The sequence below is a fragment of the Bacillus sp. LL01 genome (assembly GCF_001037965.1).
Window position 1 is genome coordinate 1 of the sequence record NZ_LFEL01000009.1, and the last position, 12,970, is coordinate 12,970.

The following is a 12,970-nucleotide window of genomic DNA, read 5'->3' on the forward strand; positions in this document are numbered from 1 at the left end:
TGGAAGCGTGGCGACACGTGCAGCTGACGAATACTAATCGATCGAGGACTTAACCCAAAACATTTGAACGATAGGAATACCTTGATATGAACACATTATCTAGTTTTGAAGGATCAACCTTCAACTGAATATGTCTGGTAATGATGGCGAAGAGGCCACACCCGTTCCCATACCGAACACGGAAGTTAAGCTCTTCAGCGCCGATGGTAGTTGGGGGATCTCCCCCTGTGAGAGTAGGACGTTGCCAGGCAAATGAAAGAGACCAGTGCTTATGAAAATAGGTGCTGGTTTTTTTGCTATACTCTAGAACAAATCAAGCACACGTGGGCCTCTCGCTCTCGCCATTCAGTCCCAACCGTACCTCTTCATCCAAATTTTCTTACCTCACCTCTTCACCTCAAAATCTACGATCCCTTTGATTATATAATCTTGCCCCTCCGAATCTTCTACTGAAAAATCGGCATACCCATCTACTACATAATATCCGGTAGGAAAGCCATTCTTCAGAAAGTCTTTGACGAAATCAATGTACGCCGTATCGTCCTGATCGCTGAAGCCACCGTTTTTCGTATAACTCTCCCTCAGGGTTTCTCCTTTTTTCAAGGTAGTAGTAATCAAAGGTTGGTCCATGCCATAATAAATCAGAAAATCCCTGGTCTTTTCAGTGATGTCAAAATAAAAAGGCGATGCGGCATGGGAGATGATAACTTCCTCCTCTTCACCAATATACTCCAACTCGGCATACAGATTTACCGTTTCTGTGCCTTGATATTTCTGCTTATCGGTTACTAGACGATAAATGAAGTTCTTATCATGGACTTCATGGACAGACTGGTTTATTTTCTCTCCACTCCATTTGGCCGCATTCTTATTATTTGTTTTGGTATTGCAGCCCGTAAAAAGAAGGACAAGAACCAGGAATAATAGGAAAACATATTTTTTCAAATAACATCACCTCTCTTGTTTAGACGAATAAAACTAGAAAAAGTCTCAATACCAGCTCTTTCTTTTTGTACAAATTTGACCAATTGACGTTTAGGGAGGTTAAAAAAGTGGAATTCTGATTGAGAGAGATAGTTTTGAAAAGAAGTACCTAACACATACATAAATGGACTATAGGTAGCCCCAAGTGAATATGTTGGCAGTTTTTATCGAAGGGTTATCTATTGAAATTTTTTTCGTTGTCTTATATATTTTAGTTATAGTCAAAGATAGTCAAGGTCAGATAGGAGGATTGCATGAGAAACGTATCTGATGTCATTGAACAATATCTGAAACAGGTGTTGGAGCGAAGTATGGAGAATTCTGCTGAGATAAAACGAAGTGAGATTGCTGATAAGTTTGAATGTGTGCCTTCTCAGATTAATTATGTGATAAATACGCGATTTACGATTGAACGAGGATACTTGGTGGAAAGCAAGCGTGGAGGTGGCGGCTATATTCGAATTATCAAAATTAAACCGCATGACCATTTGCAATTGATTGACCAAATTATTGAACTGATAGATGTAAGAGTTTCACAGGCGAGTGCAGAGGATGTTATCTATCGCTTGGTGGAGGAAAAGGTGATATCACCAAGGGAAGCGAAGATAATGGTAAGTGTGATGGATAGATCCGTCTTGTATTTAGGATTACCTGAAAGAGATGAATTGCGGGCGAGAATGTTAACTGCAATGCTGACAACTCTGAAGTACCGGTAGGGGGGATACAAATGGTATGTCAAGAATGTAATGAGCGTCCAGCTGCTTTGCATTTTACAAAAATCATTAATGGGGAGAAATCCGAGATTCATGTTTGTGAGCAGTGTGCACAGGAAAAGGGAAGTATTTCTACGATGTTTACAGGTGGTTCGGGTTTTTCTATAAATAATCTGATTGCTGGTCTGTTGAATACGGAGCAGGCCATTCCTAATCCGAAACAGGAGGATCTCGAGCCCAAAAAGGTGCTGCAGTGTGAGCGTTGTAAGATGACATTTCCGCAGTTTACGAAGATTGGCCGGTTTGGCTGTTCGGAATGCTATCATACTTTTTCTGAAAAAATGCAGCCGATCTTAAAGAGATTGCATAGTGGAAATACGGCTCATGCCGGAAAGATTCCGAGAAGAATTGGTGGCAGCATGCATGTACGGAAAGAAATTGATTCGCTGAAAGAGGAATTGCAAGAGCTTATCAGACAGGAAGAGTTCGAAAGCGCGGCGAATACTAGAGATAGAATCAGAGAGTTGGAAAGGCAACTGAGTGAAAAAAGAGAGGGGGAGCAATAAATGTCTCTTGAACACTTTTTAAATAATGCAGTCAGTTCCTGGATGAAACAGGAGGGGCCGGACTCGGATATCGTCCTTAGCAGCCGGGTTAGACTCGCAAGGAACCTGGAGAAGATGCAGTTTCCAACAGTCGCTAGCAATGAGGAAGCGCAGAAAATTGTGGATGTGATGAAACAGCATTTTGGCGAAAAAGAGTTTCAGGACCTTGGCGAGCTGGAGTTCCTTCTTATGGATGAACTAAATGCTCTCGAGAAGCGGGTGCTGGTAGAAAAGCACTTAATCAGTCCACAACTGGCGGAGGATTCGGCATTTGGTGCATGTTTGTTATCACCGAATGAAGAAGTGAGCATTATGATAAATGAGGAGGACCATATAAGGATTCAATGCCTGTTTCCCGGCCTGCAGGTGAAAGAAGCATTGCAGGTGGCCAACTCACTTGATGATTGGATAGAAGAGAAGATTGATTATGCGTTTGATGAAAAACGAGGATACTTAACAAGCTGCCCGACAAATGTGGGTACGGGCCTTCGGGCTTCCGTCATGATGCACCTTCCAGCGTTGGTGCTGACACAGCAGATGAACCGGATTGTTCCGGCAATTAATCAATTGGGATTAGTTGTTAGAGGAATTTACGGGGAAGGTAGCGAAGCTTTAGGGAACATCTTTCAGATCTCCAACCAAATGACACTCGGCAAGTCGGAAGAGGATATTGTCCAGGACCTATTGAGTGTTGTACAGCAACTTATTACTCAGGAGCGCTCTGCAAGAGAAGCATTAGTTAAAACTTCGAACATACAATTAGAAGATAGGGTATTTCGCTCATATGGGTTGCTGGCACATAGCCGAGTGATGGAGACGAAAGAGGCGGCGAAGTGTTTGTCGAATGTCCGGCTTGGTATTGATTTAGGCTATATCACCGACATTTCCAGATCGATTTTGAATGAATTGATGATATTGACCCAACCTGGCTTCCTGCAGCAATATGCTGGTGGACCATTAAAGCCAAATGAAAGAGATGTTCGCAGGGCGAGCTTAATTCGAGAAAGAATGCGATTGAAGAGATAAATTATTTGGGAGGCGATTGGATATGATGTTTGGTCGATTTACGGAAAGAGCGCAAAAGGTATTGGCATTAGCACAAGAAGAGGCATTGCGCCTAAGCCATAACAATATTGGAACAGAGCATATCCTGCTTGGATTGGTAAGGGAAGGAGAGGGCATTGCCGCAAAAGCATTGATTGTCCTTGGACTTGGACCTGAAAAAATCCAGAAAGAAGTGGAAAACTTGATTGGCAGAGGACAAGACAGTGGACAGTCTATTCCTCACTATACACCAAGAGCGAAGAAAGTAATTGAGCTGTCCATGGATGAAGCTCGTAAACTGGGACACTCCTATGTGGGAACAGAGCATGTACTGCTCGGTTTGATCCGTGAGGGGGAAGGCGTAGCGGCACGTGTACTTAACAACTTGGGTGTAAGCTTGAATAAAGCACGCCAGCAAGTGTTGCAGCTGCTTGGAAGCAATGAATCCTCAGGGGGCCATCAAGGTGGTGCATCTGCCAATGTAAATACTCCTACTCTTGATAGTCTGGCAAGAGATCTAACTGCTGTGGCACGGGAAGACAGCTTAGACCCTGTTATCGGGCGAAGCAAGGAAATCCAGCGTGTAATCGAGGTACTTAGCCGTAGAACGAAAAATAACCCGGTTTTGATCGGGGAGCCTGGTGTAGGTAAAACCGCTATCGCGGAAGGTCTTGCACAGCAGATTGTGAACAATGAGGTACCGGAGATCCTTCGTGACAAGCGTGTCATGACCTTGGATATGGGTACGGTAGTAGCAGGAACAAAATATCGCGGGGAGTTTGAGGACCGTCTGAAGAAAGTGATGGATGAGATTCGTCAAGCGGGTAATATTATCTTGTTCATTGACGAGCTGCATACCCTAATTGGTGCGGGGGGAGCAGAAGGTGCAATTGATGCGTCCAATATCTTGAAACCGTCCTTGGCCCGTGGGGAGTTGCAATGTATCGGTGCAACTACACTGGATGAGTATCGAAAATATATCGAAAAGGATGCCGCACTTGAGCGTCGTTTCCAGCCAATCCAGGTGGATGAGCCGACAATTGATGAGTCCATTCAGATTCTGACAGGTCTTCGTGACCGATATGAAGCTCATCACCGCGTATCCATTACGGATGAAGCGATTGATCAGGCGGTTAAGCTTTCCGATCGTTACATTTCGGACCGCTTCCTGCCGGATAAAGCGATAGATTTGATTGATGAGGCAGGATCGAAAGTGCGCCTCCGTTCCTTCACAACACCTCCGAACTTGAAAGAGTTAGAGGTGAAGCTTGAATCTGTACGCAATGAGAAGGATGCAGCCGTTCAAAGTCAGGAGTTTGAAAAGGCCGCTTCTTTAAGGGATACAGAGCAACGTTTGCGCGAGCAACTGGAAGAAACGAAGAAAACATGGAAAGAAAAACAGGGACAGGAGAATTCCGAGGTGACAGTGGAGGATATTGCAATGGTCGTATCCAGCTGGACCGGGATTCCGGTATCAAAACTCGCACAAACGGAAACAGATAAACTGTTAAACATGGAATCTTTATTGCACTCCCGTGTCATCGGTCAGGATGAAGCGGTCAAGGCTGTATCCAAAGCGGTCCGCCGTGCACGTGCAGGATTGAAAGATCCAAAACGCCCAATTGGTTCCTTTATTTTCCTTGGCCCAACAGGGGTCGGGAAAACCGAGCTTGCGAGAGCCTTGGCGGAATCCATATTCGGTGACGAGGATGCGATGATCCGCATTGATATGTCCGAGTACATGGAGAAACATTCAACTTCCCGTCTAGTAGGTTCGCCTCCAGGTTATGTGGGGTATGATGAGGGTGGTCAGCTGACGGAAAAGGTCCGTCGCAAACCGTATTCTGTCATTCTTTTAGATGAAATTGAAAAAGCACATCCTGATGTGTTCAATATACTATTGCAAGTGTTGGAGGATGGCCGTTTGACAGATTCGAAGGGGCGTACGGTGGACTTTCGGAACACGCTTGTCATCATGACATCCAACGTAGGTGCTGACGCCTTGAAGCGTAACAAGTATGTTGGCTTTAACGTACAGGATGAGAACCAGAACTACAAAGACATGAAAGGGAAAGTGATGGAAGAGCTGAAAAAAGCGTTCCGTCCGGAGTTCCTGAACCGTGTCGATGAAATGATCGTATTCCATTCCTTGGAGAGAACGCACTTGAAAGAGATCGTAACGCTTCTATCTGAACAGCTGACAAAGCGTCTGAAAGAGCAGGATATTGATCTGGAGCTGACAGAAGCGGCTAAAGACAAGATATCCGAAGAAGGATATGATCCGGAGTACGGTGCAAGACCATTGCGTCGTGCCATTCAGAAGCATGTGGAAGATAAACTTTCCGAAGAGCTGCTAAAAGGTAATATTGAGAAAGGTAAGAAAATCTCATTGGATGTAGTGGACGGGGAATTTGTCGTGCGAGATGTTGAAATAGTAAAATAAGTATGCAGGTCGGTGTATGTCAAATAGAAGCGGAGGTAAGCTCTTTAACATTAGAGCTTCCTCCTTTCTTATATTTTCCAGGGGTTAAAATTAGCGTAAATAATGTGAAATAAGGTATCATAAAAGAAGGAAAACTATGGTATTTTTATAAAGTTTTATTCATAAAGATTATTGTTAATGGTCATGCGAAGATTTGTATGCTGGTGAACTCCCTGTAAATCTTCGTTCCAGGTGTTCGCTTTCCGCGGGGCGGTGCTTGAGCCTCCTCGGCTTCGCCTGTGGGGTCTCAAGTCTACCGCTACCTCCCGCCGGAGTCTCACACCTTGCACTACGATTAACAGGGTGAACCGTATATTATTTTTAAAAAGCATTATGTTCATAGAGAGGATTTTTGGATGGCAAAGCGTAAGACAAAGTTTATGTGTAAGGAATGCGGGTATGAGTCTCCTAAGTGGATGGGGAAATGCCCTGGCTGCCATGCATGGAATACCATGGTTGAGGAGATGGAGGAATCCAGGACTCCAAGGCGTGGAGGCTTTACGACGTCCTCTTCCACTTTGGCAAGAAAAGCGGAATCCATTACAAAAGTGGAAAATATAAAGCAATCAAGGATCTACACGGATATGGAAGAGTGCAACAGGGTACTTGGAGGCGGGTTGGTCCAAGGCTCCCTTGTTCTAATTGGAGGAGACCCAGGCATTGGGAAGTCGACTTTATTGCTGCAGGTTTGCTGTCAATTGGCATTGAAAAAACATCGTGTTCTATACATTTCTGGAGAAGAATCTGTTCAACAGACGAAATTGCGTGCAGACCGATTAGGGGTACAGGCAGAAGAGCTGTTTGTTTTATCCGAAACGGACTTTGAGCTTGTTGCAAAAGCAGTCGATGACGTTCAGCCTACATTGCTGGTTGTCGATTCCATCCAGACCGTCTATCATCCGGCAGTCACATCTGCCCCGGGGAGTGTCTCCCAGGTCAGGGAATGTACGGCGGAATTGATGCGTATTGCGAAAACGAAGAACATAGCCGTTTTCATCGTAGGACATGTAACAAAGGAAGGCTCCATCGCAGGACCACGATTATTGGAGCACATGGTCGACACTGTGCTATATTTTGAAGGAGAACGCCATCATACGTATCGCATATTGCGGTCTGTAAAAAATAGATTCGGTTCCACAAATGAAATAGGCATTTTTGAAATGAAAGAAGAGGGCTTGACGGAAGTGAAGAACCCTTCTGAAATCTTCCTCGAAGAAAGATCAAAGGGTGCTGCAGGCTCTACCGTAGTGGCATCAATGGAAGGAACGCGCCCGGTCCTGGTGGAAATCCAGGCACTCATTTCGCCTACGGGTTACGGAAATCCGCGTAGGATGGCAACCGGAATTGACCATAACCGCGTCTCGCTAATTATGGCAGTGCTTGAAAAAAGGGTAGGTCTCTTGCTACAGAATCAAGACGCCTATCTGAAAGTTGCGGGCGGGGTTAAACTCGACGAACCGGCCATTGATTTAGCCGTTGCGGTCAGTATTGCCTCAAGCTTCCGTAATCAAACGTCCGAACCGACGGATGTGGTAATCGGAGAAGTGGGGTTGACCGGTGAGATTAGACGGGTTTCCCGCATCGAACAGAGAGTCCAGGAAGCGGCGAAGCTTGGGTTCAAGCGGGTAATCATACCAGCGAAAAACCTGGGAGGATGGACCGTTCCAAAAGAGGTCAATGTCATCGGTGTTAACACTATCGATCAGGCTCTTCAATATACTCTAGGGGGATAGAGATGGAAGAAAAACGGCAGAAAGAAAAAATCATGGCAGATACGCTACAGTTTATTGCACCAGGAACACCTATCCGGGAGGGGATCAACAACATCCTCCGTTCCCAAACCGGCGGACTTGTGGTTGTGGGATTCAATGATAAAGTGAAAGAAATGGTAGATGGCGGCTTTTCCATCAACTGTCCATTCAGCCCTGCCTTTGTATATGAATTGGCCAAAATGGATGGTGCCATCATCCTGAATGAAAAAGGTACAAAAATAATCTATGCCAATGCACAATTGACACCAAACTCCACCATCATTTCCACTGAAACAGGGATGAGGCACCGTACAGCAGAACGTGTGGCCAAGCAGACAGGATGTCTCGTTGTAGCCATATCCCAACGCCGCAATGTAATCACATTGTATAAAGGCGATTTCCGGTATGCGTTGCGTGATATCGGGGTTATTTTTACAAAAGCCAATCAAGCGATTCAAACATTGGAAAAATATAAAACGGTTCTCGATCAAGGGATTACCAACCTTGGTGCCTTGGAATTCGAAGAACAGGTATCATTATCGGAACTTTTACAAGTGATTCATCGTATAGAAATGGTACTGCGTATCAAAAATGAAATCTTGAGCTATATCAATGAGCTTGGTACGGAAGGAAGGCTCATACGCCTGCAGATGACGGAGCTCCTTGCCCATATTGAGGAAGAGGCGATCCTTCTTATCAAAGATTATTGTGTTGATAAAGAGATGGATGCGTTCATGATCTTAAGGCGATTGCAGGAAATGGCCAATACTGATCTTTTGGATGATGCCGTCATCTTGAAAATGCTTGGGTATTCAGGCTTCATGAACCCTGATGAGATTGTCCTGCCGAGAGGTTATCGAGTATTGCATAAGATACCTAGACTACCCCCACTCGTTATAGAAAACCTCGTCTGCCGTTTCCAAAATTTGAAACTGATCCTAATGGCGACAGTCGAAGAATTGGACGATGTGGATGGAATTGGAGAGGTACGAGCCCGGAAAATAAAAGAGGGATTGAAACGAATTCAGGACCAGCTGTTGATTGACCGTCAAATGTGACGCAATTTCTGGCACTGTTTGAAAATCTTGAATGTGACAAAATCCTAACAAAAGTAAATTAAAAGTTTTTTCGACGTTTTATTTAAAGGAAACTGTTTATAATGAATAAAGGGAGGTGAGGCAATGTTAAGGCGTACGGTTCAATTATTCTTTTTAATTCTTGGTGGGACATTGGGAATCTTTTTCATCCCTGAGCTGTTTTCCCTCTTGAATCTAGAAGATATTCCTTTTCTTACGAAGCCTTATACTGTTGCAATCTTAGGAGCAATTATATTTTTTATCCTTACTTTTTGGTTAGTGGATTATGTAGTCGGGTTCATTAAGTGGATAGAGGAATCTTTGGTGAAAGCGCCGGTAACAGATGTATTATTCGGTAGCCTGGGACTTATTTTCGGGTTGATTGTCGCCTATTTAGCGGTCATCCCTCTTGAGAGAATTCCATTTGTCAGTGCCATTTTCCCTATTTTCATTACCATTCTATTAGGATATCTTGGTTTTCAAGTAGGGTTCAAAAAAAGGGATGAGTTGGTGAATTTGTTCTCTATCTCATCGAAGTTCGGCAAGAAGAAGTCGGTCGAAGAAGACGATTTGGATCTGTCATCCAAGAAGCTGAAGATTCTGGATACAAGTGTCATTATTGATGGAAGAGTGGCGGATATCTGTCAGACAGGCTTCCTAGAAGGCACGATTGTCATTCCACGGTTTGTTCTTGAAGAACTGCAACATATAGCCGATTCATCTGACGTGCTGAAACGAAATCGCGGTCGACGCGGCTTAGATATACTGAATAGAATCCAAAAAGAATTAGCGATAAAGGTAGAAATATATGAAGGCAACTTTGAAGATATACAAGAAGTGGACAGCAAACTTGTAAAGTTGGCAAAATTGACTTCCGGGGTAGTTGTTACCAATGACTTCAACCTGAATAAAGTATGTGAGCTTCAAAGTGTAGAAGTGCTAAATATCAATGATCTGGCAAACGCGGTCAAGCCGGTAGTACTTCCTGGTGAAGAACTGACCGTCCAAGTAATCAAAGACGGAAAAGAACATAATCAAGGGGTGGCATACCTTGATGACGGTACAATGATTGTAGTTGAAGAAGGCCGTGATTACATCGGTAAACACATACAGGTCCTTGTTACAAGTGTCCTTCAAACATCTGCCGGACGAATGATATTTGCCAAGCCCAAACAGTTGGAGCGGGCGGCACTATAAATAATAAAAAAACCTCTACCCTCTTAAGCATTGCTTGGAGGGTTGAAGTTATTTTGGCATAGTTTTAATGAACTTTTAGTAGGAAAGGAACGGTCAACCTTTAAACCGGCCTATAAAAAATCAACGCCTACGGGAGAGTAAATAAATGAAATATCAAGTCATTATATTAGCGGCAGGTCAGGGAAAGCGGATGAAAGCTGGCAAAAACAAGCAGTTTATCGAGCTTCAGGGGAAACCTGTCATCATTCACACCCTCAACGTTTTTGAAGCGGACCCAGACTGCGAACAAATCAAACTAGTCATCAATGACAAAGAAAAAGATATATTCAAAGAGCTTCTCACGCTCTTTCCAATTAAGAAAGTAAAAGAAATTGTACCCGGTGGAGAAGAGCGGCAGGATAGCGTGTATAATGGGCTTAACTCGATTACATCGGCAGACATTGTGCTCGTCCATGATGGGGCAAGGCCATTCATTTCCCATAAAGTCATCCACAATCTGGTGGAGACTGCGTCAAAAGAGGGAGCAGCAATCGTGGGAGTACCGGTAAAAGATACCATCAAACGGGTAAGTAAAGAAAGCATTGTGGAAGAGACGGTCGAACGTTCCAGTTTATGGTCCATCCAGACCCCACAGGCTTTCCGTTACCCTATTTTGAAGGAAGCACACGAAAAAGCAAAAATGGAAAATTATTTAGGAACTGATGAAGCGAGCCTTGTGGAGCGGATAAATGTACCGGTACATATCGTAGAAGGCGAATATGAGAATTTCAAACTAACAACCCCAGAGGATTTAATCCTTGCAAAAGCCTTCTTACAAAGATAGTTTGTTTATTAAGATATACCTAAACCACCTGGGACGGAAATCTACAGAAGTTAACCAGAAAAACATATAATAGAGGGGTGCACCATGTTTCGAATTGGACAAGGTTTTGATGTACATCAGTTTGCAGAAGGCAGACCTTTAATTATCGGAGGCATCACGATTCCTTATGAAAAAGGGTTGCTTGGACATTCAGATGCTGACGTACTTTTACATACAATTTCCGACGCCTGCTTAGGAGCAATTGGAGAGGGGGATATCGGGAAACACTTTCCGGACACAGATCCCGCATTCAAAAATGCTGATTCCGCCGTTTTAATGGAACAGGTATGGGCAATAGTAAAAGAAAAAGGATATACACTCGGTAATGTGGATTGCACAATCATTGCACAAAGACCGAAAATGGCCCCGCATATCGAACCGATGCGTAAAAGGATAGCAGAGCTGCTGGAAGCGGACATGGACCAGGTGAACGTGAAAGCCACCACCACCGAAAAACTCGGCTTCACAGGCAGGGAAGAAGGCATCGCCGCGCAAGCAGCCATCCTTTTGCTAAAGAAATAGATACGTGCCACACGTTTTTATGATAAAATAATTTTTTATAAGGGACGGTTCTTACGCTTCCGGAGCATAAGAACCGTCCCCACAAAATGGAGGTACCAAAACATGACAGTTCGTGTACGATATGCCCCAAGTCCTACAGGGCACTTACATATAGGAAATGCCAGAACAGCACTATTCAACTACCTGTTTGCACGTAACCAAAACGGTAAATTTATCATCCGTATTGAAGATACGGATAAAAAGCGTAATATCGCAGGTGGAGAAGAGAGCCAGCTGAAATATTTGAAATGGCTTGGAATGGATTGGGATGAAAGTGTTGACGTAGGTGGTGAGTACGGTCCATACCGCCAATCGGAGCGTAATGAAATTTATACAAAATTCTATAAAGAGCTTCTGGAAAAAGGGCTTGCTTATAAATGCTATTGCACGGAAGAAGAGCTTGAGACAGAACGTGAAGAACAGATTGCACGTGGAGAGAATCCGAATTACTCCGGAAAGCACAGCAACCTAACAGCCGAGGAGCAAAAGGCCTTTGAAGAGGAAGGAAGAGAGCCGAGCATCCGTTTCAGAGTACCAAAGGGAAAAGAAATCAAGTTCAATGACATGGTAAAAGGAGACGTATCTTTTGAATCCGATGGCATTGGTGACTTTGTTATTGTGAAGAAGGATGGAACGCCTACTTATAACTTTGCAGTGGCAGTGGACGATCATTTGATGAAGATTTCCCACGTGCTACGCGGGGATGACCATATATCCAACACACCAAAACAAGTCATGATCTTTGAAGCATTGGGTTGGAATGTTCCGACTTTCGGTCACATGACATTGATCGTTAATGAAAGCCGCAAGAAGCTAAGTAAACGTGATGAGTCCATCATCCAGTTTATCGAGCAATACGAAGAGCTTGGTTACTTACCGGAATCGTTATTCAACTTCATTGCCCTGCTTGGCTGGTCTCCGGTCGGGGAAGAGGAAGTCTTCTCAAAGGATCAATTTGTTGAGACCTTTGATACAGCACGATTATCCAAATCACCTGCTGTATTTGATACAAACAAATTGACTTGGATGAATAACCAGTACATTAAAACCATCGATTTGGACCGCCTAGTCGACCTATCCTTGCCTCATCTTATCAAAGCAGGACGCTTTGAAGAGTCGATGACAGATGAGCAAAAGGCTTGGGCGAAAGAGCTTATCGGACTTTATCAGGAACAGATGAGCTTTGGAGCGGAAATTGTGGAACTGACGGAAATGTTCTTCAAAACGCATATTGAATACGATGAAGAAGCAAAAGCTGTATTGGCGGAAGAGCAAGTTCCGGAAGTGATGGATGCCTTCCATAAAGAAATCGAAGTGATGGAAGAGTTCTCTGTCGATAACATCAAAGCCGCAACAAAGGCTGTCCAAAAAGCGACAGGACATAAAGGGAAAAAGCTCTTCATGCCGATCCGTGTGGCAACAACAGGTCAAACACATGGCCGTGACCTGCCGCAAACCATTCACCTTTTAGGTAAGGAAACGGTTTTAGCAAGATTATCAAAGCTAATCGGTTAACATTTTCAGTAAAACGTAATATGATAGAACTAACCTATTTTAAAAAATGCGTAAAACATATGAAATATTACTCGGAGTGTTGGTTCGACTGGTACTCTGGATATGAACGAATGTTGAAGAGGAGAGTAGAATAAGGTACATCCTTCCCAGAGAGAATCGCCACTGGCTGAGAGCGATTCA

At 43.9% G+C, this 12,970-nt stretch carries 11 protein-coding genes, 1 rRNA gene and 1 other annotated feature (1 of these 13 cut by a window edge); of the genes, 11 read left to right on the forward strand and 1 reads right to left on the reverse strand.

Going from position 1 to position 12,970, the window contains the following annotated elements:
* Positions 1-133: 133 nt before the first annotated feature.
* Positions 134-250, forward strand: a 5S ribosomal RNA gene (rrf, locus tag AB685_RS19735).
* Between the two features lie 134 nt (positions 251-384).
* Here rrf and AB685_RS19740 read toward each other — a convergent pair.
* The gene (locus tag AB685_RS19740; RefSeq protein WP_047972316.1) at positions 385-945 is read right to left on the reverse strand and encodes a hypothetical protein; all 561 of its coding nucleotides are present in this window, start codon (positions 943-945) and stop codon (positions 385-387) included.
* Positions 946-1,238: 293 nt separating this feature from the next.
* Between AB685_RS19740 and AB685_RS19745 the strand changes: the two genes are divergently transcribed.
* From AB685_RS19745 to gltX, 10 genes are all read left to right on the forward strand, one after another.
* On the forward strand, positions 1,239-1,700 hold the full coding sequence (locus AB685_RS19745) for a CtsR family transcriptional regulator (protein WP_047972317.1): 462 nt from the start codon (positions 1,239-1,241) through the stop codon (positions 1,698-1,700).
* Between the two features lie 11 nt (positions 1,701-1,711).
* Positions 1,712-2,263, forward strand: a complete 552-nt coding sequence (locus tag AB685_RS19750) for a UvrB/UvrC motif-containing protein (RefSeq protein ID WP_047972318.1) — start codon at positions 1,712-1,714, stop codon at positions 2,261-2,263.
* Positions 2,264-3,328: a protein arginine kinase gene (locus AB685_RS19755; protein ID WP_047972319.1), complete on the forward strand. Its 1,065-nt coding sequence runs from the start codon at positions 2,264-2,266 to the stop codon at positions 3,326-3,328.
* Between the two features lie 22 nt (positions 3,329-3,350).
* Entirely contained in the window at positions 3,351-5,789 is a 2,439-nt protein-coding gene (gene clpC / locus AB685_RS19760) for an ATP-dependent protease ATP-binding subunit ClpC (RefSeq protein WP_047972320.1), read from the forward strand.
* A gap of 395 nt (positions 5,790-6,184) precedes the next feature.
* Positions 6,185-7,561, forward strand: coding sequence for a DNA repair protein RadA (gene radA / locus AB685_RS19765; RefSeq protein WP_047972321.1), 1,377 nt, complete (start codon positions 6,185-6,187; stop codon positions 7,559-7,561).
* 2 nt (positions 7,562-7,563) lie between these two features.
* Positions 7,564-8,637 (forward strand): DNA integrity scanning diadenylate cyclase DisA, encoded by a 1,074-nt coding sequence (disA, locus tag AB685_RS19770; RefSeq protein ID WP_047972322.1) that lies wholly within the window; start codon positions 7,564-7,566, stop codon positions 8,635-8,637.
* Positions 8,638-8,760: 123 nt separating this feature from the next.
* A complete protein-coding gene (locus AB685_RS19775) occupies positions 8,761-9,852 on the forward strand; it encodes a PIN/TRAM domain-containing protein (RefSeq protein WP_047972323.1) in 1,092 nt (363 codons plus the stop codon).
* Between the two features lie 145 nt (positions 9,853-9,997).
* Entirely contained in the window at positions 9,998-10,675 is a 678-nt protein-coding gene (gene ispD / locus AB685_RS19780; protein ID WP_047972324.1) for a 2-C-methyl-D-erythritol 4-phosphate cytidylyltransferase, read from the forward strand.
* 84 nt (positions 10,676-10,759) lie between these two features.
* Positions 10,760-11,236, forward strand: coding sequence for a 2-C-methyl-D-erythritol 2,4-cyclodiphosphate synthase (gene ispF, locus AB685_RS19785; RefSeq protein WP_047972325.1), 477 nt, complete (start codon positions 10,760-10,762; stop codon positions 11,234-11,236).
* Between the two features lie 102 nt (positions 11,237-11,338).
* Entirely contained in the window at positions 11,339-12,790 is a 1,452-nt protein-coding gene (gene gltX, locus AB685_RS19790; RefSeq protein WP_047972326.1) for a glutamate--tRNA ligase, read from the forward strand.
* A 104-nt stretch (positions 12,791-12,894) separates the two neighbouring features.
* Positions 12,895-12,970, forward strand: a binding site (T-box leader) (it continues 169 nt past the right edge of the window).